Source organism: Mesorhizobium sp. M0340, assembly GCF_040321535.1.
Lineage (GTDB): Bacteria > Pseudomonadota > Alphaproteobacteria > Rhizobiales > Rhizobiaceae > Mesorhizobium.
The window spans coordinates 26,647-49,699 of record NZ_JAMYRR010000032.1 but is presented as its reverse complement, the minus strand read 5'-3'; the positions used below and the strand labels follow the sequence as shown (position 1 = coordinate 49,699).

Sequence of the window (23,053 nt, the reverse complement as noted above, 5' to 3'; positions counted from 1 at the left end):
GCCTCCCGCGACCTCTGACTGGTCAAGTTGGGCTCCAATGGTCGAGGCGGCCCGATCGGCAGGTGTCCAGGTTAGCTGGGACATCTTCCATTACGGATCTCCAGACCATGTCGATCAGGGATCGCTGCATTTCATTCATCGATGCCTATGCCTCGTTCGCGGCAGCGCCGTGCGAGATGCGCAAGGAGGGCCGTCAAACGCATCGCGTTCAGGACCCGCTTCGCAGGGACACCGCCCTTGCGCGCCATCTCGACACCCCAATGCATGTGGTCGAGCTCGCGAATCGAATGAGCGTCCGGATTGATGCTGAAGATGCAGCCCTGATCGAGTGCCTTTTGATGCCAGCGCCAGTCGAGGTCGAGTCGCCACGGATGTGCGTTGATTTCGACAGCGACGCCGTGTTTCGCACACGCTTTGAGGACTTTGTCGACGTCGAGATCATAACCGGGCCGGCGCAACAGCTGGCGACCGGTCATGTGCCCGATGATTGTCGTCCGAGGATTTCCGATCGCCTCAAGGATACGCTCCGTCTGTTCCTTCTTCGGCAACTTGAAGCGGCTGTGCACGCTCGCGACGACGAAATCGAACTGCTCCAAAATGTGATTCGGGTAATCGAGCGAGCCATCCGCCAGGATGTCCGCCTCGATGCCCTTCAGTATGCGAAATTTTCCATTGTATGCCTTGTTCAGCCGGTCAGCTTCGCGGTGCTGTTCAGCAATCTCCTGCAACGAAAGGCCGCCTGCATAGTGAGCGGACTGCGAATGATCGGCGACACCATAGTATTCGAAACCGCGGTTGCGCGTGGCTTCAGCCATTGCCTCAAGCGTTTCGGTGCCGTCGGATGCGGTCGTGTGAGAATGCAGGATGCCATGCAGATCTTCATCCCGAATGAGGGCGGGCAGCTTCTGCTTTGCCGCTCGCTCAATCTCGTCGGTGCCTTCGCGCAATTCAGGCTCGATAAACTGCAGGTCTAGAGCTTGATAGATTTCTTCTTCTGTCGCTGACGCGATCAGCTTTCTCCCGCGATGAAGCCCGTCGGCGTTTAGGGTGAATCCCTTGTGGGCCGCGAACGTCTTCAGTTGTTCGAGGTGGTCTGCCGAACCGGTTGCTTCGAGCAGGCTCGCGCCAAAGTGCTTCCTGTCCGTGACAACAAGCCTGAGCGTCGTATCCTCGATTTCAGTCGTCGACTTTCTGCCCTGCGCTACCAGGGCGAAATCGGAAACGAGCTCGCAACCGCGCCGGAAGTCGCCCGCAATTTCGACGCGCGAAAACTCTGGATGCTCTTGCTTCACCGATATGACCGCATGGTCGAGAAGGGCGGCGGCCTTGTGCAGGTGAAGTTGCGTTTCGCCGCTTCGCACGATGGCCAGGTTCTGCAGGAGCTTTGTCTGAAGCGCGGCGCCGAGGCCTTTGACTGGGCGTATGCGGTCTTCTCTTGCTGCGGCCTCGAGCTCCGCCAGCGAGTTCACGCCGAGCGCCTGATGAAGCTTCAGTATCTTATCAGGACGAAGCCCGGGTATGGCAAACAGCTCCATCACTCCCGCTGGAACATCCTCGCGCAGCTTCTCAAGGCTCGGGTGCGTGCCGGTTTGGTAAAGCTTGGTCACGATGTCTGCGATCGCGTCACCGATCCCCGGGATCGTGGTGAGGGCGCCGGCGGCGATGATCCGATCAAGCGGCTGCGACAGGGCCGTCAGACTGTCTGCCGCGCGCAAGTATGCCTTTATGCGATAGGGATTGTCGCCGCGCATAGACGCCCGTTGTGCGTATTCCCTCAAAAGACTGGCGACGGTCCTCGGATTGATTTTTGCCATGGCTTCAGCCAAACGGAGGCCGATCTCCGCAGGTTCCAATCAGGCAAGGCCATGAGCGCCGCGTTGCCCTTTAAATCCCGGCTTTACTGCCTCTTCACGTACGCTACAGATTGGGCAAGGATTGGTCAGCGCGACCCCATCCAGCCAGAGCTTTGGAGGCTGCGCGTTTCTTTAATTCAGGAGCATCGCCCACGTGGAAATGAGAGGGCGCATCTATTGTCTTCATCTCCGCCCACGTGATCGGTGCCGCGACAGGAGCGCCCGGACGTGATCTTGCGCTGTAGGGCATGATCGCGGTCGCCCCGCGCTGATTGCGTAGATAGTCCACAAAGATGCGACCCTTGCGGCGCGCCTTTGACAACACAGCCGTGAAATGGGCCGGATCGCTCCGGGCGACCGCCTGCGCCAGGCGAGACGCGAAGTCCTTCACCTGTGGCCACTCGGCGCCAGGGGTGAGCGGCGCGATGACGTGCACTCCTTTGCCTCCCGTCAGCATCGGGAAAGTCGTAAGCCCCAGAGATTTAAGGATAGCGCGGAACTGAAAGGCAGCGGCGCGGATGGCCTCAAAATCGAGGCCTTCATCGGGGTCGAGGTCGAACACGAGGCGGTCGGCTTTTTCGACATCCTCGATCCGAGCCCCCCATCCATGTAGCTCGATCGTTCCCATCTGGACGCAAGTCATGAGTCCATCCGCATCGTCGACATAGAGATATGGTTCCTCGTGCCCGTCCTTCTCCGTGATGCCGACGTGGTGGACTTTGTCGCCAAAGCTGCCGGCGTCGTGTTTTTGGAAGAAGCACTTCTTCGCGCGGCCCTGTGGGCATCGAACCAGACTGATCGGCCGGCTGCCAACCCAAGCAAGCATGATCGCCGCGACCGCTGCGTAATGGTCGGCGAGCTGTCCCTTGGTGATGTTGGACTCCGGATAGATGACGCGGTCACGGTTACTTATCGCGATGGCGGTTGTCGCAGACGCGGCTAGATCGGCTGCATGACGTTCCGTCTCGAGCACGACCGCCTCCGGCTTCTTGTCTTCGCGGAGACCAAGATAACTCGGATGTCGTAACGTCCCTTCATTTGTCATTTCGGTGAAGGCAATCTCAGCGACCAGTTTCGGACGGAGCCAGTGTGCGCCGCGCACTTCGGCGCGTGGTGCGTCGACGGTCGCGGCCTTCTGCTCAAGCGGCGCCATGATCTTTAAGAGACGAAGAAGTTCAGCGGTATCGAAGCCGGTGCCGACTTTCCCGGCGTAACGCAGCTTGCCGCCGTCATGAACGCCAAGGATCAAGGACCGAAACGCGCGGACCTTGTCGGACGGCGTCCAGCCGACAATCACAAATTCCTGTCGCCTGATGCATTTGATCTTCAGCCAGCTTGCGCCGCGGGCCGCCACATAATTCGAATCCGCGAGCTTTGAGACGACGCCCTCAAGGCCGGCAGCGCAGAAGCGATCAAGCAGCTCTTCTCCGCGGCCGAGGATATGGTCGGAGTAACGAAGGACCGGATTTTTCGCAGGCAAGATCGCCTCCAGCTTCGCCTTGCGCTCAACAAGAGGAAGCCTTGTCAGATCTTCGCCGTCGAGCTGCAGCAGATCGAACGCATAAAAGTCGATAGTCGCCGGGCACAGCCAGTTCTTGCGGTGACCATCGGGTGACCGAGTCCTGGCGCCCGCGCGGCGGCCACACCGTAAAGACCGAGTGGACCGTTAACGCAGGAATCCTGATGGCGCTCACCTCTCATTATATCGGTCGCGCGCAACGTTTGCGGATCATCCGCTGCACCGATCGTGCCAAATGAATAAAGCCTTCAATTACAAATGGTGAGCCTCCCCATCCATGTCCTGTCTCCGACGTCGCTCACGTAAAAGGCTCGGTGCTTCCACGCTCGTTTGCTCTTCGCCCGTCCCTCTTCCGTCTTGAAACTTACCTACTGAACGATCGTAAATAGCGAGATTGGTCGCGCCATTCAGACGCGAGGGATAAATCATTCCGTCGGGCCCAGACGGGTGCTCGCAAAACGCCAGTGACCACTGGCGTGCCAGGCTCTGGCGCTTCGCCCGAACTACATCCGTCGGCACACCCATTCTGACGGCCTTGTCGCCTCTGAGCTCGACTAGGCGGAGATTCTCAGTCGTGACGATCTCCGCGAACCGCCGCTGAGTGAGCTCCACCTCATCTATCGGAAGATCGTCAAGAAGTCCTTCGCGCCGGTCGCGAAGCACGGCTTCGAGGAAGCATCCCTGGAGGGAGTCACCGAGGCAGAGAACACCAAATCCATTGGGGGCGACAAGGCGCCGAGGATCGCTAAACCGGCTTGGCGACTTCCCATATCCGAGCGGATCTGGATGGGTGCTCCAGTAGATCCGACCGAATGTCCGGCCCGTTGGTATCGTCTCGATTTCGAGCTTTGCGCGCGAGAAATCGAGTGGAGATAGAAGACCAGGCATTCAGTCGAAATCGCCTCTAGCCATACCTTCCGCCGCAGCCAACACCGAGGCGTTATTGCCCCGCTGAAGAGCTCGAAGACCTGTCACCCCATCGAGCGCGCCATGACGCGACACCAGAAACCGGTAGACCGCCCAGGCACTATTGCCCAACGTCGCATGTAGCTCCGGCAATGCCCCGAACGGCCGGCCGTCCTTGTCGAGTTGCCATATAGGGAAGCGGAAGCCGCGCTTGGCGCCATTGATCCCGAGCACCTGCCCGCTCTGCCGTTTGGCGTTGACCGTCACCCGCGACGTGCCGAGCAGTTTGGCAAACGCTTCCGCACTCAGCATTTCCTCGCCGGCTACAATCTCGGCAACACGCTTACGGCCGCGCTCGTGCGCCGCCGCAAGGGCCGCTTCCAATTCGGTGTCGGGCTTGCCCATGTCCTCGACGGGAAACGCATCGCCCGAAGCAATAGGCTGTTCGTCGACCGGCGTGATCGTCTGCGCGCCTGCGGTCGGATCGACTTCTACGCGGAACGATACGCGATGGCCGACCTTGCGGCTGCGCGCGATCGCTTCCTGATAGCGTTCGAGTAACACCTTCTTGAAATCTGCCTGTGCCGGCAGCTTTGTCGTGAAGCTCAAGGTCGCGACTCCCACATGCGACGCGGTCTCGCTATGATTGCTTCGCTTTTTAGCGGCCATGACGACAACCTCTTGTTTCCACCAATGTGGACACGGAATGCAAGTTCGTCAAGTTGGATAATTTCGAAAAGTCAGCAAAACCTTGCGGCTACGGGATGAGGACTGCGCAATTCCCAACGCCCGGTGATCCCCTCCCCGTGATCTCGCAGGCCCGCAGCACGCAAGCGGCAGAGAAAGCGGCCGTCGGGCGCGCAATCGCTCCCCCTCGGTTGCGACGGCGCGCATGACACCGATGTCCATGTCCGTCGTAGTAGGCGTTGGCTTCTTTGGCTTCGATAAGGCCGACGCCGAGCGATCGCGGCGGCAGAGGCCCTCTCTTTTTTGCAATGCTCCGCGCTCCGCCTTAGGGCGGGCCGCCTGAAAGAGGGCTTCAGCTTGGCCAACAGCCCGACCCGCGGGTGACGGCCTTCGGCATTCCCGGTCAGGCTCGCGCTTGCCGGGCTGCGGATCAAGAGTATTGGATGTAAGTGGATGCACACAAACAATGCACCGCAGATAGACCGTCGCGGGCGCATACCGCATTTGCGCGGCGAGGAGGGGACATCTTGTGAAGAAACGGAGCCGCACAGCAAAGCAGGGTCGGGCGGGAGTCATTGCCGTCGAACAGGCATGCAACGAGCTGGACCTGATCTGGCGCAGCCTGATTGAAGAGGACGTTGGTGTCGACGGCACCATTGAAATTGCATTGGGGGAATTTCCGACCGGCAAGATCATCGGTGTCCAGGTCAAGTCGGGCCGGAGCTATATCCGCTCGGAGAGCGAAACGTCCTTCAAATTCTATCCGCACAAGGACGATCTGGACTATTGGCGCAAGCTCTCCATCCCACTCTTCCTGCTGATCCATCACCCCGACGACGGCAACGTCTATTGGGTCGATGTGAGCAGCGCGTTCTCCGAGGAACAGCACGATCAGGATGGTGTCGCGAGTATCACGTTCTCGAAGACGAACAAGCTCGACAAGGCCTTCGAAGCTAACCTGCATGGGCGCTTCGATCTGACGGTCTATTCCAGCGATCAATACGCTGCACTGCGCAAGGAGCTCGAGGCATTGGTGCACCGGGACGGAAGCGGTCGTGGTATCGTCGAGGTGACGGCGCTTGACCTCTTCGTCGAAGGTTTATGGGGGCTCTGCAGCAAACTTCAGTTCCATTCGAGCTTGCTGGCCGACATGATTCGCAAAACTGTGCGGGAGCGGGAGGGCCAGATTCCGATCACCTACACGTTCAACCGGGCTGGTCTCTACCCCTTCTTCTCGACCTATTTCAGTCTGCTTGCCCGGCACCATATCGCGCTGATAGACGCGGCCGATATCAGCGAATCTCTCTATGGCAAGCTCGAATATCCGACGTTCATCGCGCCGCTGACGACCAATGGGCGCCGGTTCGTGAAGTATCTGCAGGCTGTCGGATTGCCACGAGTCCACGACAACCAATACATGACCCTGTCGCTTCATCCTCACATTCAGATCGAAGTCTATGCGGGCTTCGATATTGTCGACGATCAGGCGCGGTTCGGTCCCTACACCGATGTCCTTGCGATCCGCTTCAATGCCTATCTCGATTATTACCATCTTTCGCACTGGCACCGCGCGCGGCCGGAACAACCGGCTGTCGAGGTGGCCCGCCAGAACATTCACTATCATGCGCTTCGCGATTACATCTCAACCAGGTTCAAGGACGCGCCCAAGAACAATGTGCTGTTCCGCCATCGCGATATTCCACTCAGTCCCCTAATCTGCTGGCTGGTGGACTGGAACGACGATCGTAACGGAGTGCCGAGCTCCTGGCTTCGCGGGCGGTCAGGGACGGAGACCATGGGATTCGCCGACGAAATGAGGGCGATCCTGGGCCCTATTGGGGTGGCCACCACAAGAGAGCCGCCTGAACCGACCTTTCCGAATCCGAACCTCGGGAATGGCGAGTACCTCGATCGCAGCAGCGCCGACCGAAATACCGGCTCCGCGCTCTGATATATGGATTGAACGACACAGACAGCGTCATCGAAGAGATCAAATTCAGATCGGCCGGCGAACCGTATATCTGCTGCTATGAAGGGTCCGTCCCGGAGGGTAGTAGCGACCTGCGGTCTGGTTTCGAGATATCGACGGCGATCCCGGCCTGTGCAACGGGCAAACTTTCCTGTAGCGATTTCACCGAAGCAGGAGGGGTGCCGCAGAAAATGAGAAAGTTGGCCAAATGACCGAAGAAATCGCAGAGCCCAGCGCAGATGTGCTTGGCATGACCGCAGATATTGTTGCCGCCTATGTGAGGAACAACCCGCTTCCAGCGTTTGAACTTGGCCGTATCATTGCCGATACCTTTGCCGCGGTCAGCAAGCTGCAGACGCCATCTGGACCGCAGCCGGAAGAAAGGCGCGCGCCGGTGGTGCCGATCAAGAAATCGGTGACGCCGGATTTCATAATCTGCCTGGAAGACGGCAAGAAGTTCAAATCGCTCAAGCGTCACATCGGCACTCACTATGATCTGACGCCGGATGAGTACCGCGCAAAGTGGGGCCTGCCTGCGGACTATCCGATGGTTGCGCCGAACTACGCCGCTGCGCGGTCTCAGCTTGCGAAGGCAAGCGGCCTGGGAAGAAAGGCTGTAACGCCCGAGCCCGTGGCGTCGCCGGCAGCGAGACGCCGCAAGATCGGCCTGAAGATCAGCTGACGTCCGAGATTGTGACCGCCGAGACAAAGGAGTGACAGGTGACGGTCCGGTCGATCGTGAGATTCCCGACCGTCGCCTTCGTGCTGTCGCCGAGCCCGTAGCCGGCTTCGATGAAGACTTGCGTCGCCTCGCGATCGACCTGGCGGACACAATGCGCGCGGCGCCTGGCATCGGAATAACCGCCCCCAATATCGGCATTCCGAAGCGGCTGGTCGTCATCGAACTTTCGCCCACATCGGCGCTTCGTACCTACGTCAATCCCACCATTCTTTGGGCCTCTCCCGAAATGACCCGTCATACGGAAGGCAGCGTCTCGATGCCCGGAGTGACGGAGGACATCGAACGCCAGGCCCGCGTCCGTGTAGGTTATCGAGATCTGGACGGCATCGAGCAGATCGAGGAGGCCGACGGTCTGCTTGCGGTGTGTCACTAGCATGAGATTGATCAACTCGGCGGCATCTTCTGGGTCCAAAGGCTCTCGCGCCTGAAGCGGGATCGGCTGATCAAGTGGTATGAGAAAGTGCTGCGCACGTCGTAGTCGATATTCGAGAGAACGCTGTCAAATCCTGCGCCTTGACCCAGGTCGGAGACGATCGAGCTCGTCATCGACGACCGCACGTACGACCTCGATGTCCATTCCCCCTCTGGGGCAATGCGCGCGATCTCGGCGGCGACTTTCGCCCAATGGGCGAATTCGCGGGTATCGCCATGAACCCGGGACCGCGCCGCGCGACGCTGTGCCTCATAGTAGGCGGTGCGCTTGTCGAGAAGAATGAACACCTGGGCGTCTCGCCGCCATCGGCACGGATCGCCTTCCTCTTTTCGAGGCATCGTCTGACGGCCTTCAGCACAGCTACAATCCTCCATCTCTGCGAGTGGTACCGAGACTTTCGGCAGGGATGGACGCCCGGACGGGAGAAGACCCGCGTCGCGGGGCTTCAGCTTCGCCGACAGCCCGATCCAGACAGAGAGCCGCCCGCCCTCTCGAAAGATCATCCTTTCTGCGATAATCTCAAGCCATGTGCAACGCGTACGAACAGCACGTGAAGTGGGTGGAATATTGCAAGATGATGCAGGCGGTGTCGAACTGGCATGTCGCCAAAGTCGATCTGCATCTGATGACTTGGCGCCGAACGAAGAACTGACCCCTCATTTTTGAGAGGATCAGTGGATGCAAGAAGAATTTCCATCGAAGCTCGCCTTGTCGACAACAATGCGGGTTGAGGAGATGCGGTCGGGGGAAGAAGTTTCAGCGATGGTTCGGCTGCATGAGGTCGGCTGGGGTGCGAAGCGCATTGCGCAAGAGTTCGGTTGCGCGCGCAATACGGTTCGCCGCTATCTGCGTGAAGGTGGTGTCGTGGCGTATCGCCCCAATGAACTTCAGTTTTCCGCGATCGGGCCCAAAGGACGGGCCGGTTTTCAACTTTCGATCGGAAGGACGAAGTTTCGCCAACAGCAGCCGGTGCCTCATTCCGGCATCCGGTTTTTTTTGAGTTCACTGGAACGAAATACCCAAAAACAAAACATCACTTCACGCTAAATGGGCCGCCCTTCCTGGCGATCGCAGGAATTTGGCGCGAGGGCCAAGGCAATCACCCTTCCGCCTTCACCATGCTGATAACTGAGCCTGGCCCAGACATTGCACCGTTTCACAATCGGACAGGTCGTGGTGCTTCAGCCTGAGAACTGGGCTGCGTGGCTTCACCTTACCAAGCCCGAAGCGGAGCTTCTGAGACCTCTCCCAGCGGGATCGCTTGAAGCGGAAACTGTGCGCAAAGGCTCCGGTTAAACGGGGGATGATCGTCTGCATCAAACATCCGGGCGCGCGCACTCGGACTTTCAACCTCACTGCGGCGCTGACTTTGGCAGGTCGATTGCTTCGCTAGTCGAGTTTCTCAAATGCCTCGTAAATCGAACGTGCCCTTCTCGGCATGGACGCCGATAGCTCATTGAGATCGAGGGGCATCTTCTTGAGCTTGAATGTGCCCCTGACTTCCCGCATTTCAAAGAACTTCACCAGTCTGTCACGGTTCTCGAGGGCCTTCGCAACGGCATACATGACGGGTGATTTGCATCGCATGCCGAAAATGACTTCTTCGAGTTCTAGCGGCGAATCCTGCAACCCCCTCGGGCCAATAATACGCCATTCGCGCTCGTAGCGCCAATCGGTGGCCTTTCTCAGCAAAACGGCACTATCCACCCTCTTGCGGGCTATTTCGTCACCATCGAGCATCTTGGCGACATCGCTGGCGTCAACAAGTCTGCTGCCGCCGTACTTGACCAGATGGATCTCGCTCGCGGCATCGGCAGGTACGGAATATCCAATGCAGATCCCATTGTGCTGCTCGCCGTAATGGCTCCACATCAGAGGACATGTCGCCCTCACAGCCAGCGATATGATGCCCTTCTCGTATTGCCGCAGGAGCTCCTCCTCAATGTACTGCCCGAGCAGGAAAGCATGTGGATCGCCAACGTCATATTCTGGATTGGTAGCGTTGTAGGCGACGTCGGCAATAAGCTGTTCTGCGCGGCGATGGCTATGCCGCTCTATGTGGTCCAGGGTCTTGGGACCTTGATACTTGATCGTCTTTGCTGCCGTAGACATCTCCGCGCGAACGCGATTCTCAACGAGGCGGCGGAGCACGTTTTCTAGTTGCTGAACATCCAGGTCGGTGTTCAAGGAAGGCCGCGTATCGAGCGGGTCATTGAATGTGCTCGGATCAGCGTACCAAAGTTCATCGGCAACCAGCGATTCGAGAGTTAGATTGCTGAACGCCCGATATTTATAAAGCCGACGCGGTATCTTTTTGTCCGTGGTCATCGTCTCCCCCTATCGTTACTCGTTAGAGGCGCAGCCGATGAGAGTGCACTTTACTTCAGCCGTGCCAGCAATTCTTCCAACTCGGCTGGCGCCGCCAGAAACCTCTGAAACCCTCTGTCCCAAATTGCAGAGCTCAGGTCGGATGCAATTGTCCATCCGTCGCCTATTCGAGTTCCGCCAAAGGGTCCCTTTATGTGTACGCGCAGATCGTGGAACAGGTGGATCTCTTTGCTGCCGTAGTCAAAGGCTGTTGTCTCTAGAAATGGCTCTTGCCAATAGTCGACAAAAATGATTGGAGCGGCAGGACGCGCTGCTCTTGCCTCGCGGAGCCAGGTATTGACATGAAGGTCTGTGAGACCTGACCCGATCACGTAGATGACGTCCGCATGCATCAGATCCCGGGCTAGCGCTGCGTAGTAGTGCGCCATTGGACGTTGCTGAAGGCGGGATAGCTTATCTAGTCCGGTAATGACGGATGTCCGCATGAAAGTCGTTCCATCCATGCGCGATACGTCGCTGCCATCAAATCGGGCGTGCTTGATGGCCTCTGCGCGATCATCAAACCAATAAAGATCGCCAATTTCGCTGTCGGCGGGCAAGGGATGCGGGAATCCCAAATGCACGGAACCATGCAGATGGAATACCGCATGATCGTTGTCCCGAGACCAGAACTCCTTCGGACCGAACCGTTTCGGCCCCGAGGATGGCGGAGATGGAAAGCCGGTGTATAGGTCGGGCGCGGCCTGGAGAATGAAGTCGTCGTAATTGGTCGTGTAGATCCTTGTGACAAACTCGCGCTGGAGACCACTTATGAAGGTTGCGAGGGGACCCAGGCCTAACGGATTGGCGCCACAGGCCACCGAGTATGTCTTGTAGATCACGTCGACGATCTTGCCGCACAGGGCGCGAAGGGCTGTTTGGGAGAGAGGGGTTTTCTGTTCAAGGAAGGGGGTGAGGAGCGGCCGATACTCGTTCATCGCTCGGCTGGAGGCGGGAAACGAGTTGAACAATTCATGAGCGCAGTGATAGATGTGCTCAAAGTTGACGTCGCGAGGCTCGTTCAAATAACCCTCTAGCTGCTGCTTGATGACCTGGAACGCTTGGTCCCCGCCACTGGATTTCATCCAGCCATCGGGCATAACTTGGCGTTCGATCTCAGCGGTGATTTTGGCTGTGGAGGGTGCCTCATACTCGACCGACGCGCCGGCGCCGACAATCAGGATTGCACGTTTCACTTCGCTTCCCCTCACTTCGGAGCTGAACTGAGAACAACGCCAAAATATGTGTCCACATCGCTGTCGGTAAGCACGATGTTATCGGCCCAGTCGATGGGCGAAAATGGTTTGCCGGTAGCCGGATGGAGGGCATCCGGATCGAAATCCACGGCAAAGAGTGACGGTCGCGATTTATGAAGTTTGCGAGCACTGCCGCTGTTATGCTTGAGGCAGTTTACGAGCAGGCGCAATTCCTCGAGACGCTGCTTGTCGACAATGATGGCTGCAATCTTCAACGCCCTGATCAGATCGCCATGGTTCGGCTTTGGAATCATCGTCTTCCCCCACCGCTGGGCACCGCGTTCCCATAGATGATATGTCGTCATCACGAACGCCTTCCGCATCGTCAAAAGGGCGTCCTCGGCATCTTCGCGACGTTCGGCGAAGTCCCCGCCATAGCTCCAGCCTGCGCCGGTATCCTCGTCGACTTCTTCCCACTGGGCTTCGCCCGCCTGAACCTGCTGTTCGAATGCATCGTGCTGCTTCTGCAGATCTGCAATTTCCTTATGGAAGGGAGCACAGGCCGCCTGAAACGCACGCCACATGCGATCGACCTTGTCTTCGAATTGAGCAGCGTGGATGGACTTAAGAAAGTTCGTCATAATTACCGACTCTGGAACGCCTCAAACAATCCAGCTGGAATGCTTCGATAGGCTGAGATGAATGCAGCGCCAATATCATGAGCGCTAGCGAAAATCCCGCGTCTTCACCTTGATACGATCGATGTGATCGTAGGGGTCGACGATGTTGCGGCCTATCGGCAGGCTCCGCGGATCGATATCTGGCACGCCGTGATAGGCCTCATCGCCCCGTCCATGCGGCAAGGGAACCGGCACCTCTCGATTTCTCACGCTGGCGAGTTCGCCAGAGAGGTCTGTCAGTTCGTGCGCCACGAGATGCACGACCTCCCCCTCCCGCTGGATGCGGCCGCGCACTCCCAGCATGGAAGACGAAAGAAGCAGACGCCGGAATCTCTCGAACACCTTGACCCAGACGACGATATTTGTTGCGCCGGTTTCATCTTCCATGGTGAGGAACATGACGCCTTTTGCCGAGCCGGGCCGTTGCCGGACCAGCACCAGGCCGGCTGCCTCAAGCCAACGTTTGTCCCTCGCCTGCATGGCTTCCTGACAGGTCACGATGCGGCGCCGACGAAGATCGGCACGGAGAAACGAGACAGGGTGGCTGCGCAGTGTCAGCCCGACATGACCATAGTCCTCGACTACTTCGCGGCCAGCAAGGTCTGGCCGGGTTACGCACCACAGCACCTTGCCGACAGTGCGTGTGGCAATTCCTGCAGCGAACAGTGCAGCGGCCGCGCCATCAACGGCGCCATTGCCGCCGCCAGCGACCTCGTGCAGACCGCCAAAGACCAATCCCCCTCCCGGCAGAACCCTGTCGATCGCGGCCACGCCGAACGGCAAAACCGTGCGGCCCCGCCGTTGCCGCCTTCGAGACGCGCGATGCGTTTTCGAAGCTCGGAAATGGCATGAGGGGACGCCGATACACTCATCTGAGCCTTGAAACGCGGAAAACCTGGGATATGTTCTACATTTGTTCTCGTAGGGGTCATCGGGATGATGTCATGCCCCTGCCGAAGGAGAGGCGTCGATGTCCGCGACCAACAGTGGAGATAGGTGATGACCATCACGATCCGCGTCGAAGGAGCGCAGCCGGCAGAAATCGTGCGCGGCCTCCTCGCCGCGCAGGACGTGTTCGATTAAGGCCGGTGTCACGCCAGATCAGGCCGCGACGGCGCGCTTTGTCGTCGAAGGCTGGAACATTCGCGGTTTCGGCGGAAAGTGCCCGAGGAGGAACTTGCGATCTGCACCTTCTAGGACGAGGCCGACAAGGCGGCGGTTCTGGCCTACTGTGCCGGCTGGCCCGTCGACAAAATCCCAAACTCAGCCGATCTCGAGCTTGTCCGGGAACCGCAACGTTCAGGTTTACGTCGGAGGAAGAGCGCAGCGAATGGCTGTTCCAAACCGCTGATGCCGGTATTCTCGAGGAGTGTGCGAGGAAGGCTATTTCAATGAAGGCCGTCCGGAAGATGAAGTCGCTTTCCTGCTCGACGATTGGGATTTCGCGCAGCTAACCGAGGCGCAGCGGCGATTATATGATTAACGGATCTATCCCTTGATGCGCTGGTTCTTCGAGCGCGAGCGTTTCGAGGAGGAGTATAACCGCCTGAGAAATGAGCGGTCGCATGAACTGCCGGATGATCCACAACTCAACCTTTTCGCAGCTTAAGACACGCAGGACTGGCTGGCTGATGGCTATTTTGCCAAGAGTCATTTCCTTATGCAGTGGCTATGCACGGAACTGAGATCAGTTCAGTGTCACGGGCGTGCTATACCTATTTGATGGCTATCGGTTCGATGTTGCGCCCGCGTTGGCTGCCCGAAAAGCGCTTTCCATCCTATGCGTATCTGCCAGGCAGGCAACCGCATCCCGTGCGCGATCCCGCAGGACATAGCTACCAAAGCGAAGCCATGCCGTTGGCCGCAGAGGCGTCGCTTGATTCAGACATATTCCGCTGGGGTCTCGACCTCTTCAATCACGGCTATTACTGGGAAGCCCATGAGGCTTGGGAAGGTCTTTGGCAGGTTGCAGATCGAGGCGGTCCGCTCCGGATGCTCTTCAAGGGATTGATCCTGTTATCGGCGGCCGGCGTGAAGATCCGTGAGGGCAAGCAGGCTGCGGCGGTGCGTCATGCTGGGCGCGCCGCTGGACTTCTTCACCGGCTGATGGACAAGACGGATCAAACCTTCGGGCGCGCGCTCGGCATGTCGCCCGCAACGCTCGCCGAACAAGCCAAAGTCGCAGCAAGGATCCCCGCAACCCTGCAGGCGACGGCGCTCGGTCAGCCTCAACCCGTGTTTGACTTCATTCTCGGGCCAAGCTCCGGTGCGTCGCGGCTGTCGCCGACAGGCACTCATCCCTCCGATTGACGCCATGGACCTGAAACACGTTCTTCGCCAGGTCCAGTCCAATCGTCGTCTCCTTAATTGACGCCTTACAACATCAAAGTACCCTCAGCCGCTAAATGCGACTTGGGTTAGGGTGTCGCGACATCAGCTTTGGGCGCCGTCTGACACATAAGACCCCTCGATGCCGGACGCAAACACTCTCAATTCTTGCTTCCTGATTGCCGCCCACTGTTCAGGCGCGCGAAAGGGCCGGATAAGCTCCAACCCAAAGTCCTAAACGGGATGCAAAGCTGACACCATGGGGTATGATCTGCGCCGTGAAAGAAACCGCCTCTCATGAACGACCCGGTCAGCGATTCCATAATTTCGTCGCCACCCTGGAGCGTATGTTCGCGCAACAGGACGGCGTGACCGTGGATTCCTCCTTACGGTTGCCCGACAAGGACACCGGGCGGCTCCGCGAACATGACGTGGTGATTATCCGTCGTACTCATCACGGGCCGAACCTGACGGCCATTGAATGCAGGGACCAAGGGCGAAAGGTAGGAGTTCCTCAGATTGAGGCCTTCGCTAAGAAGTGCGAAAAGACTGGAATCCACTGCGGAATCGTAGTTGCTGCGAACGGCTTTACAAGCACCGCCCGCACCAAGGCAAAGGCACTGAACCTGACATGCATGGACTTGGCCGAGGCGGAATCCTTCGAATGGATTGGCACCGTAACCATCGTCGGCCAATTCCACAACTTCACCGCGATCGAGGCCTGTGTTGGCGTGGTGGAAAACGGGCGAAAGGTCACGAATCCATCCGCGATCTATACGTCTGACGGCTTGCCCTACACCGGCGAGGGTATTCAATCCCTCATCATGGACAAACTGTCCCCGGAGGCCCGCAATCCGACCACCCGCCAGACCCTCAACGGTCAAATCGTTGCTCGGATGGAGGAACTCTACGTCATCGACGCTCTGGGCCAGCGCTTCCAAGCGAAGGATATCACATGCACTTACGCACTGGAGATTGAGGTCACGGAGCGCCCAATTACGCTCCATTACTACGCCGGAGAAAGCGCAGCGCTGGAGATCGCGTCTGGACAAATTACGTTCTCCAGTGGGCAATCTACGTTGGCATTCGTCAAATCGAAGGATGGCGTTGTGGGCTACCTCGTCTCTACGGGAGCGTTGGACCATCGAGTGAAGATCGGCAATCTACCGGAACGGCGCTTCGTCTAGATTCTCGTAGAATCGTCAGCAGTCGGCAGGTTGGCAACCCAGGAACCACGCGGCTCACGCCATGTATCGCGTTATTGATATGGCGCCATCCTGAAAAGCTCGAAATCGCCGGGCATCGTGACGTCGTGCTGATCGATGCGCGCCGGATAACAAGCTGTCCGGATCAAAGGCGTAAAGCGTCCACTGTTGACACCGCAGGCAGCCGTGCGAGGAGTAGCACTCGGACAATGGGAGGCATCCACACATGGCGAATCCGGAACTCAATGTGGATGTTCTACTCAACCTGGGTTTTGTCGACATCGGTGGATGGGTGAGCGCTGGAGAAGACATTGCCTACCAGCTCGATGGGGTAGGCGCCGACGCAAACGGCGTAATGCTCGATGTGCCGAATGCGCTTTATGCTTTCGTTCGGGGCGATGACGTTCAATACATAGGGAAGACCGCCCGTTCGATCCGGCGACGTTACGTCGGCTACTGTCGTCCTGGCAAACGGCAGCGGACAAATCTGCGGTGCCACCGGAACATCCAGGCCGCCATTGGTGGTGGCACCGAGATCCGAATTCTGGCCTTCACGCCGATCTCGCATCTTCGGTACACTGATTTCGAAATCAACCTGGCGGCGGGGCTCGAAGACTCCCTGATCAAAGCATTTGATCCGCCGTGGAACGGACGCGAAAAAGGGCAGCCGATTACGGAGGAAGCCGAACGCGAAGAGGCGGAGGAAACCGGTGGCGAACCGCCTAGTGCCTCCGCTGAATTTGACATCCAGTCAGATTCCGGGACATCGGATCCCGCTTTGGCGTCTTTCACCATCCTGCTCGGCCCGACGTACTACAAGAAAGGTTTCCTGAATCCCGGCGTCGAAGCCAGTCAGTTTCTCGGCAAGGACGGCGGTCCGATCCGCGTGTTGTTCTCGGACGAAAGCGTGCCGGTGATCTCGAAGATCAATCGAACCGCCAACCAGACGGGCGCTGTCAGGGTCGTCGGTCGAAACCAGCAAATTGCCACGTGGTTCCAAAAGCACTTCAAGGAAGGGGACGTCGTCCGAGGTCGGGTGATCGACGCGCACACCATTCTGCTATTCGCGTCCTAAGACGGTATTGTTGACACGATGAGCAGCGGGAAGCATCCCGGCCTCGGGTCAAACGAAAGGCGGGGATTATGAGAAGGATTTTGATTTCGGCTATGGCTGCAGTCGCCATGATCTTTGGCGTCACGTCGGCGCAGTCTCAGCCTCACTTCGCCGACTATCCGACGAAGACATACCTCAAAGGAATGCCCGTCCTTCCGAAATTTACAGGGTCCGTGGCCCAATTTAAGACGCGAATCCGGAACGGCATGAAGGCCGGATCGAACTTCGGCGGCCATTTCACCCTGATTGAAATTGGGTGTGGCTCATCTTGCATCTTCGCATTCCTGATCGACGGCCGGGACGGCAGGCTTGTCGATTTTCCCCTTGGCGGCGAAGACAATTACCAACTTCAGATGAAATACGGGATCGACAGCACACTGCTGCAGGCCGATTGGATGGACACGAGTAAAGGCGAATACGACACGTGTGTCCGGCGCTACTACGATATCGGGTCGGGCAATCTAACCCTGGTTGCGGAGACAACTTACAAGGTCATTCCAAACTCGTTTTGCGGCCAGTGATGGGCAGCTGCCGCATTCTTGACAGGCGGATTTGCCCAGTTTCTTTTGACGTCGTCGGGGCGCATCACATGAACCGGACGGTATTGGTTTTGATGGGAATGGTGGGCGTCCCTCTCCCCACGATGGCTGCCTGCCTTGATCTTTCCACCCAGTCGACGGTTTCGGTAACAGGTGAGCTTAGCCGCCCGATTTTTCCGGGGCCTCCGAACTTCGAAGATGTTCGGAGTGGCGACACGCCGGAGCCTGCATACATTCTGTCGCTGGATACGCCATTCTGCGTAACCGGAGACGACTTCGTCGACGACGGCACGACCATCGACCGAATCCAGATAATCGACGAAACAGACGTTCTGATGAAGCTCGTCGGACGGTCCGTCGAGGTTTCGGGAGCCGATCTCTTTGGTGCTCACACGGGTCACCACCACGCGCCGCTCTTGATGACCGTGACTTCGGTTACATCCCTTCAGCATCCCGCTGATGCTGCCTCCGCAAACACGACAGTGGAAGCGTTCTACCTGGCCCTGGAAATTGGCGACGGTGCAGCCGCTGCCAAGAACGTGATCCCGGAAAAGCGGGGGAAGGGACCACTATCTGCAAAGGCGCTGTCAGATTTTTATGGCAACCTCAAACGGTCGCTCAAATTGTTAGGCGTGTCGCCTTTGTCACCGAACAGGTTTCGGGCACACTACACGTTCGAGACCAAAAATGGTCGCGTCTGCAACGGTTCATCAGTGCTGACCACGAAGCAGGTTGGCAGCCTCAACCTGATCTCCACGATCAAGTCGGAAACTGGGTGCTGACCGGATGACGATCAGTTTGCGTTTCCGGGGCCGCAGACGTCGATGGCTTTCATGAGCTGGAAGTGGCCATCGTATAATCTGTTCGGGTAACGTGCACCGGCAACGCAAGTGTTACGTTGCCAGTTGTCTTCACGACATCAACGCCGGTATCGCACTAAGTCTTATCTCGCATGTTTTCAACCTCCAAATTCCTCCGGAGGATCCTTGAATGGATTCAAAAGACGGACACCACGGCCGGTAAAGTCTTTGAGATTGCGCGTTACAAGGATGAGGTCATGAACACGAGCGGTCGCCGCAAGGGCGAGATCCCATCGATCCTTATTCTTTTCGCCGAGGAGGCGCGTCCATTCCGAGACGATTGGGGCATCGATTGGAACGATACGATCAGAAAACGACTTCTCGAGCGCGTCAATTGCCGCCAGGAGCGTTGCCGACCGTGCCGGATCGCGGCGTTTGAGAGCTTCGGCGCCGCGGCGCTTCTCGAAGAGCGTCGCGGCGCTCAACCGCAGATTTGAATCGTCGATCGTGGCCAGCCAACGACGGACATTTGCATTGCCTTGGCTACCCGCCTCACGTAGCACGTTCTCGTCGATCAGATATAGCGTCACGGAATCTTGCGGGGAGCCGTCTCTTCCCCGCTGTCAGCAGCATCGAACACTCCGAGGTCAGCCATACCGGCAAGCGTGCGCTTCAAGCTACGCGTCGCGTAGGGCCGCCCTCGCTTCGGATAGGCCTTGGCATATTCGATGGCAGCTTCGACCTGCACCCTATTCAGCGACGGATAATCCACCAGGATTTCATCAACCGTCTGCCCGCGCGCAAGAGCGGCAATAAGATGCACAGGCACATCCGTTTCACGGATAAGTGCCTCGGACTGTGGTTTGCCCCGATCAACCCAAAGCCTGATATGATTGAGACGCTCCAGACGGTCCTTCAGATCGCTATCAATGCGAGCTAGATCGAGATCAAGCCCGCCAAGCTTTACCATGTGCGTGTCCGCCGACAATTTCCGAAGTGCCTCGTAGAGGCGACGCCGCCCCGCCGGGGTCAGATCCCTATCGAGTTCGTCGGCCAGTCGCAGAAACCGCAGCTCCGCAGGGCCTAGCACGCGCTGGACCGCGTTGCCAACCTTGCGTTGCCTGGCGCGGATGACACCGGTATCGACTGCCTTGTTTAGAGTCGTCGCGGAGCGATTGAGCACATAACTGGCCTCGCTCAACGTCAAGGTCTGTGTGGACGTCATTCGTCTCTCCTACCTAATCCTTCCCAAAATAGGGATGAATTAGCTGCGATGCAAGCGAAATTGCAGGGATGCTCCAAGCGCCCACAATCCAGGCTTCTAACCCGCCTGCTCCGGCAAATCTGTTCCGTCGGCGTCCGTTTGTGCCGGCACATGTGGCACGCGTTCAAGTCTTGACGCTCCGCTCAATACCGAAGGGGTTTGACATGGCGCTACATCAGGTGTTGACTTTTCGCGCACATGGCTCAATATATGTTCGAAAATCGAACATGGAGCGCGCGATGGACGCGACCAAAGACGATCTACAAAAGCAGTTCGCGGAGAAAATCCCAGAGCTTATCTCCGAGCTTGAGGCGTGGTTTGAGGAAGAGACAACCTCGATCGACGGCAGCACCTCGACCGAAGCGCCATCCGGCGCCGGCGGCTCGATCATCGCCATGCGACCGGCGATTGACTCCAAGCGGGTGGTTGATGCGACCATCATAACACAGCAGGTGTTGGGCATCGGACTGCCGCCTGAGATCATCAAGCCCGGTGGCTACGACAGCTGTGAGGCTATGATCGCCGACCTTGTGCCAAAGCTTCAAAAAGTGTTCACGGGCGAGATCAAGGTCAAGAAACATAAACCGGCCAAAGAGTTGGAGCCGGCGTGAGGATAGTTTTATGAACGAAGAGAACGACAAGTGGCGAGAGATCGGCGACCGGCTTCGAAAGGCACGTGAATATCTCGAGCTGAAGCAGGACGAAGCGGCCGAGGCTGTCGGTTTGTCGCGATCTGCATTATCACTGGTCGAGAACGGCAGGCGAAAAGTGGACGCCGTAGAGCTTGCCCGGTTCGCCGATGTTTACAGCCAGTCGATTGAATCGCTCACGGGCACGACTACAACGCCACCATTGCCGGAAAGCGTCCAGGCGCTCGCCCGCGCGGCGACAGAACTATCAACGGAAGATCGGGACGAGCTAATGCGCTTTGCTGAGTTCCTCCAGGCAAGAGGTCCGCGGAGCCCGAAACGTGGCTAGATCCCCTGTCGCCGCCGTTCGCCTAGATGCCATCGCTGCCGCAAAGCGCCTGCACAGAGAGCTTGCGTTGCAGCAGCGGGTGACTGGCGGTGCGGGTTTGATCGACGTTTTTGAGACTATCGCTGAGCTCGACATTCCGCTGCTTTTCAAGCCGCTGACCTCAGCACTGGGACTTTGCCTCCCCGCCCCGCTCAAGGGCATCATGGTAACGACGCGGCGTAGCCTCCATATCCAACGCTTCACAGCGGCCCACGAGCTTGGCCATGTAGTATTGGAGCACCGCGGCAGCATCGACCGCGAGATTCTAGAGCGTGGTCCATTGGCGCCGAGCGGAGGAAGAGACCTCCAGGAAGTGGCAGCGGACGCCTTTGCAGCTGAGTTCCTGCTGCCTCGGTGGCTGTATCGGCACCACGTGCAATCGCAAGGGTGGACAGTAAATGGTCACTTGCGCAATCCCGATATTGTCTACCAGCTCTCGCTTCGAATGGGCGCCAGCTACGAGGCGACGTGCTGGGGTCTCGTTGGTCATCAAATCCTTCCACAGGGTGAGGTGGACGCTCTGCGCAAGGCAACCGTGGCACAGATGAAATCTAGGCTCGGTGGACAGTTCAAGCCGGGAAACTCGTGGGCCGATGTCTGGCGGCTTACCAGCAAGGACGACGGCACGCCGATTGTTGGCAATCCCGACGACCTCCTTCGAATAGAGCTCAAGGAGGCAGCCGGCAGCGGACACCAGTGGCAGATTGAAGCCCTTCGACAGGCTGGCTATGAAGTCCTGTCTGATGAATCCGCATTTTCCCGTGATCCGCCCGTCTATGGCGCTTCGGCGGTGCGTACTCTCATCACAAGGCCACCGACAACCGGAATTGGTACCGTCACCCTGCGTGAAAAACAGCCCTGGAAGGGTATTGCGGAGGACGATCCTAGGTTTTCCGTAGCGCTCGCACTGCGAGGCCCAGAGCCTGGGGGCTTATCGCGTGCAGATCGCCGACTCTTGGGTTTACAGCCCTAATGGTTCCGAGCGTCGATCTTCGCCCACACCTGTTGCCAGTTCGCGATCAAGGTCGCCGCCAATCATGTTTGGCTTTTGCTACCTCGACCGCTCATGAGCATCATGTAGGACCTGGCGAGCTGTTGTCCGTGGAGTACCTTTTCTATCACGCGGTGGCGCGTATGCCTGGCGCAGACCCAACGACCGGCGCCACAATGGCAGCGGCGGCCGCAGCTCTTGCTGACAACGGACAGCCAATGGAAGCGGTGTGGCCCTATAGCTTGGTTCAGGCCACGCCATGGGCGCCGCCGACAGTAACTACGACGCTGTACAAGACGGCGATGACGCCAAGCAAACTTGCATTTGCTGACATAATTACCGCCCTCGATCAAAGCCTTCCAGTTATCCTCGGCCTGGCAATCACGGACGCCTTTTGGCGTCCTGACCCAGCGGGTCGCATTCCCGATCTGAGCCCCGATGTCGAACGCGGCGGCCATGCGGTGCTAGCCATTGGACATGGGATCTGGGCCGATGGAGTGTCGGCACTCCTTATCCGCAACAGTTGGGGGAAAGGCTGGGGTCAAGGCGGTCACGCTTGGGTCTCCCGCAGCTATGTCGACCGCCAGCTTCTTCAAACCGCCATATTGGCATAGGGGTCACGATGGAACTCATCAAACGACAAACGGCTCCGACGGTGTGGCTCGCGGCCGTGGAATACTTGGGCTCTTGTCCGGATCAGGAGGACTTCGACGTTTTCCTGCACGTGTACGAACCGACCGTCCTCTCCGAGCCCGACGCGGCCGTTTACAACGAAGTCGACAAGTTCCTCAAGGACAGTGGGGCTTTTAGCGTACACACCGTTGCAGAGACTATCTTCCCACTCGACGAGTATCTGCACGCGGGCGCACGAGGAGTCTTCGACGGTTATCCTGCCAAAATCCGAGCGATTCAGAAGGCGCGCACAGATGGCAACTGGGGCAGTTATGCGTACCGAATCCTTCGGCAAAAGGACGCGCAGGGCGAGACGTTTAATCCTCTCGAGGACATGGTTCAAAAAATAAAGTATCACAGCAAGTATCGAGCATCGTTTGAGCTCGGCAAAGGGCGAGCATTCGACGACGACATTCCAATTTATGATCCAGCCACAGATCGGAAGCGCCTGTACGGCGGGCCATGCCTGAGCCACCTTAGCATTAAAGTGCACCACGGAAAGGTCCACTTCAACGCTACCTACCGCTCCCACTATTACGTCCGCAGACTACTTGGTAACTTGGTTGGTCTCGGTCGGCTCCAGTATTTTCTGGCCCGAGAAACCGCGCTGGGGGTCGGCGGTCTCACAATAAACTCCACCTTCGCGCGGCTCGATAGTGGTTCTGGCGATGGCTCCGGAGGCAGTTGGGGCAAGCGTGATGTCGCTGCCCTCATCGCGCGTTGCCAGGCGATTTACGACTCTAGTTCCGCTGCTGTGGCATGAAAGGGATA

Annotated in this window: 22 protein-coding genes and 3 pseudogenes; 14 read left to right on the top strand and 11 right to left on the bottom strand. The window is 58.1% G+C overall.

Features of this window, described 5'->3' with window-relative positions; genetic code table 11:
• Positions 1-131: 131 nt before the first annotated feature.
• From NKI79_RS29620 to NKI79_RS29605, 4 genes are all read right to left on the bottom strand, one after another.
• Positions 132-1,814, bottom strand: a complete 1,683-nt coding sequence (locus NKI79_RS29620; RefSeq protein ID WP_352806618.1) for a DNA polymerase/3'-5' exonuclease PolX — start codon at positions 1,812-1,814, stop codon at positions 132-134.
• Between the two features lie 103 nt (positions 1,815-1,917).
• Positions 1,918-3,426, bottom strand: coding sequence for a DNA ligase D (gene ligD / locus NKI79_RS29615; protein ID WP_352806616.1), 1,509 nt, complete (start codon positions 3,424-3,426; stop codon positions 1,918-1,920).
• Between the two features lie 198 nt (positions 3,427-3,624).
• Positions 3,625-4,260 (bottom strand): RES family NAD+ phosphorylase, encoded by a 636-nt coding sequence (locus tag NKI79_RS29610; RefSeq protein ID WP_352806601.1) that lies wholly within the window; start codon positions 4,258-4,260, stop codon positions 3,625-3,627.
• On the bottom strand, positions 4,261-4,947 hold the full coding sequence (locus NKI79_RS29605; RefSeq protein ID WP_352806598.1) for an XRE family transcriptional regulator: 687 nt from the start codon (positions 4,945-4,947) through the stop codon (positions 4,261-4,263).
• A 547-nt stretch (positions 4,948-5,494) separates the two neighbouring features.
• On the opposite strand from NKI79_RS29605, the gene NKI79_RS29600 reads away from it, so the two are divergent.
• From NKI79_RS29600 to NKI79_RS29590, 3 genes and pseudogenes are all read left to right on the top strand, one after another.
• Complete coding sequence (locus tag NKI79_RS29600) at positions 5,495-6,916, top strand: DUF4365 domain-containing protein (RefSeq protein WP_352806595.1); 1,422 nt, start codon at positions 5,495-5,497, stop codon at positions 6,914-6,916.
• Between the two features lie 226 nt (positions 6,917-7,142).
• Entirely contained in the window at positions 7,143-7,616 is a 474-nt protein-coding gene (locus tag NKI79_RS29595; RefSeq protein ID WP_352755402.1) for a Ros/MucR family transcriptional regulator, read from the top strand.
• A gap of 38 nt (positions 7,617-7,654) precedes the next feature.
• Positions 7,655-8,154, top strand: a pseudogene (locus NKI79_RS29590) (peptide deformylase).
• Here NKI79_RS29590 and NKI79_RS29585 read toward each other — a convergent pair.
• Entirely contained in the window at positions 8,061-8,396 is a 336-nt protein-coding gene (locus NKI79_RS29585; RefSeq protein ID WP_352755485.1) for a hypothetical protein, read from the bottom strand. The pseudogene NKI79_RS29590 and the gene NKI79_RS29585 sit on opposite strands and share 94 nt — an antisense overlap.
• Before the next feature lie 448 nt (positions 8,397-8,844).
• Here NKI79_RS29585 and NKI79_RS29580 point away from each other — a divergent pair.
• Positions 8,845-8,979 (top strand): annotated as a pseudogene (locus tag NKI79_RS29580) (helix-turn-helix domain-containing protein); the annotation flags it as partial.
• A gap of 519 nt (positions 8,980-9,498) precedes the next feature.
• On the opposite strand, the gene NKI79_RS29570 reads toward NKI79_RS29580, so the two are convergent.
• From NKI79_RS29570 to NKI79_RS29555, 4 genes and pseudogenes are all read right to left on the bottom strand, one after another.
• Positions 9,499-10,437 carry a DUF2971 domain-containing protein gene (locus tag NKI79_RS29570; RefSeq protein ID WP_352755400.1) on the bottom strand — a complete coding sequence of 313 codons (939 nt, stop codon included), beginning with the start codon at positions 10,435-10,437 and terminating at the stop codon, positions 9,499-9,501.
• Between the two features lie 50 nt (positions 10,438-10,487).
• The gene (locus tag NKI79_RS29565) at positions 10,488-11,672 is read right to left on the bottom strand and encodes an SIR2 family protein (RefSeq protein ID WP_352755398.1); all 1,185 of its coding nucleotides are present in this window, start codon (positions 11,670-11,672) and stop codon (positions 10,488-10,490) included.
• Between the two features lie 11 nt (positions 11,673-11,683).
• Positions 11,684-12,313: a hypothetical protein gene (locus NKI79_RS29560; protein ID WP_352806592.1), complete on the bottom strand. Its 630-nt coding sequence runs from the start codon at positions 12,311-12,313 to the stop codon at positions 11,684-11,686.
• An 84-nt stretch (positions 12,314-12,397) separates the two neighbouring features.
• Positions 12,398-12,961, bottom strand: a pseudogene (locus tag NKI79_RS29555) (OB-fold nucleic acid binding domain-containing protein); the annotation flags it as partial.
• Positions 12,962-14,074: 1,113 nt separating this feature from the next.
• Here NKI79_RS29555 and NKI79_RS29550 point away from each other — a divergent pair.
• From NKI79_RS29550 to NKI79_RS29530, 5 genes are all read left to right on the top strand, one after another.
• On the top strand, positions 14,075-14,662 hold the full coding sequence (locus NKI79_RS29550) for a DUF309 domain-containing protein (RefSeq protein ID WP_352755394.1): 588 nt from the start codon (positions 14,075-14,077) through the stop codon (positions 14,660-14,662).
• A 296-nt stretch (positions 14,663-14,958) separates the two neighbouring features.
• Positions 14,959-15,867, top strand: coding sequence for a restriction endonuclease (locus NKI79_RS29545; protein ID WP_352755392.1), 909 nt, complete (start codon positions 14,959-14,961; stop codon positions 15,865-15,867).
• A gap of 244 nt (positions 15,868-16,111) precedes the next feature.
• Positions 16,112-16,960 (top strand): GIY-YIG nuclease family protein, encoded by an 849-nt coding sequence (locus NKI79_RS29540; protein WP_352755390.1) that lies wholly within the window; start codon positions 16,112-16,114, stop codon positions 16,958-16,960.
• A 92-nt stretch (positions 16,961-17,052) separates the two neighbouring features.
• A complete protein-coding gene (locus tag NKI79_RS29535) occupies positions 17,053-17,520 on the top strand; it encodes a hypothetical protein (RefSeq protein ID WP_352806587.1) in 468 nt (155 codons plus the stop codon).
• A gap of 68 nt (positions 17,521-17,588) precedes the next feature.
• Entirely contained in the window at positions 17,589-18,320 is a 732-nt protein-coding gene (locus NKI79_RS29530) for a DUF4431 domain-containing protein (RefSeq protein WP_352755385.1), read from the top strand.
• 176 nt (positions 18,321-18,496) lie between these two features.
• Here NKI79_RS29530 and NKI79_RS29525 read toward each other — a convergent pair whose 3' ends face one another.
• Together NKI79_RS29525 and NKI79_RS29520 are read right to left on the bottom strand one after the other, a co-directional pair.
• Positions 18,497-18,928 (bottom strand): type II toxin-antitoxin system VapC family toxin, encoded by a 432-nt coding sequence (locus tag NKI79_RS29525; RefSeq protein ID WP_352755383.1) that lies wholly within the window; start codon positions 18,926-18,928, stop codon positions 18,497-18,499.
• Positions 18,925-19,563, bottom strand: a complete 639-nt coding sequence (locus tag NKI79_RS29520; protein ID WP_352755381.1) for a DUF433 domain-containing protein — start codon at positions 19,561-19,563, stop codon at positions 18,925-18,927. The genes NKI79_RS29525 and NKI79_RS29520 overlap by 4 nt, the downstream gene beginning before the upstream one ends.
• Before the next feature lie 278 nt (positions 19,564-19,841).
• Here NKI79_RS29520 and NKI79_RS29515 point away from each other — a divergent pair, with 278 nt between their 5' ends.
• Genes NKI79_RS29515 through NKI79_RS29495 form a run of 5 tightly spaced genes read left to right on the top strand, consistent with a single transcriptional unit; the run spans position 19,842 to position 23,045 of the window.
• Positions 19,842-20,213, top strand: coding sequence for a hypothetical protein (locus tag NKI79_RS29515; RefSeq protein WP_352755379.1), 372 nt, complete (start codon positions 19,842-19,844; stop codon positions 20,211-20,213).
• Between the two features lie 10 nt (positions 20,214-20,223).
• Positions 20,224-20,580 carry a helix-turn-helix transcriptional regulator gene (locus NKI79_RS29510; RefSeq protein WP_352755377.1) on the top strand — a complete coding sequence of 119 codons (357 nt, stop codon included), beginning with the start codon at positions 20,224-20,226 and terminating at the stop codon, positions 20,578-20,580.
• Positions 20,573-21,592 carry an ImmA/IrrE family metallo-endopeptidase gene (locus NKI79_RS29505; RefSeq protein WP_352755375.1) on the top strand — a complete coding sequence of 340 codons (1,020 nt, stop codon included), beginning with the start codon at positions 20,573-20,575 and terminating at the stop codon, positions 21,590-21,592. The genes NKI79_RS29510 and NKI79_RS29505 overlap by 8 nt, the downstream gene beginning before the upstream one ends.
• Positions 21,592-22,224, top strand: a complete 633-nt coding sequence (locus NKI79_RS29500; RefSeq protein WP_352755374.1) for a C1 family peptidase — start codon at positions 21,592-21,594, stop codon at positions 22,222-22,224. Before NKI79_RS29505 ends, NKI79_RS29500 begins: the two co-directional genes overlap by 1 nt.
• A gap of 8 nt (positions 22,225-22,232) precedes the next feature.
• Entirely contained in the window at positions 22,233-23,045 is an 813-nt protein-coding gene (locus NKI79_RS29495) for a thymidylate synthase family protein (protein ID WP_352755371.1), read from the top strand.
• Positions 23,046-23,053 lie beyond the last annotated feature (8 nt).

Coding starts and splice junctions, on each gene's coding strand:
- NKI79_RS29620 (WP_352806618.1), bottom strand. CDS start 1,814: ATGGCAAAAATCAATCCGAGGACCGTCGCCAGTCTTTTGAGGGAATAC.
- NKI79_RS29610 (WP_352806601.1), bottom strand. CDS start 4,260: ATGCCTGGTCTTCTATCTCCACTCGATTTCTCGCGCGCAAAGCTCGAA.
- NKI79_RS29605 (WP_352806598.1), bottom strand. CDS start 4,947: ATGGCCGCTAAAAAGCGAAGCAATCATAGCGAGACCGCGTCGCATGTG.
- NKI79_RS29595 (WP_352755402.1), top strand. CDS start 7,143: ATGACCGAAGAAATCGCAGAGCCCAGCGCAGATGTGCTTGGCATGACC.
- NKI79_RS29570 (WP_352755400.1), bottom strand. CDS start 10,437: ATGACCACGGACAAAAAGATACCGCGTCGGCTTTATAAATATCGGGCG.
- NKI79_RS29560 (WP_352806592.1), bottom strand. CDS start 12,313: ATGACGAACTTTCTTAAGTCCATCCACGCTGCTCAATTCGAAGACAAG.
- NKI79_RS29550 (WP_352755394.1), top strand. CDS start 14,075: ATGGCTATCGGTTCGATGTTGCGCCCGCGTTGGCTGCCCGAAAAGCGC.
- NKI79_RS29540 (WP_352755390.1), top strand. CDS start 16,112: ATGGCGAATCCGGAACTCAATGTGGATGTTCTACTCAACCTGGGTTTT.
- NKI79_RS29535 (WP_352806587.1), top strand. CDS start 17,053: ATGGCTGCAGTCGCCATGATCTTTGGCGTCACGTCGGCGCAGTCTCAG.
- NKI79_RS29530 (WP_352755385.1), top strand. CDS start 17,589: ATGAACCGGACGGTATTGGTTTTGATGGGAATGGTGGGCGTCCCTCTC.
- NKI79_RS29520 (WP_352755381.1), bottom strand. CDS start 19,563: ATGACGTCCACACAGACCTTGACGTTGAGCGAGGCCAGTTATGTGCTC.
- NKI79_RS29515 (WP_352755379.1), top strand. CDS start 19,842: ATGGACGCGACCAAAGACGATCTACAAAAGCAGTTCGCGGAGAAAATC.
- NKI79_RS29510 (WP_352755377.1), top strand. CDS start 20,224: ATGAACGAAGAGAACGACAAGTGGCGAGAGATCGGCGACCGGCTTCGA.
- NKI79_RS29500 (WP_352755374.1), top strand. CDS start 21,592: ATGGTTCCGAGCGTCGATCTTCGCCCACACCTGTTGCCAGTTCGCGAT.
- NKI79_RS29495 (WP_352755371.1), top strand. CDS start 22,233: ATGGAACTCATCAAACGACAAACGGCTCCGACGGTGTGGCTCGCGGCC.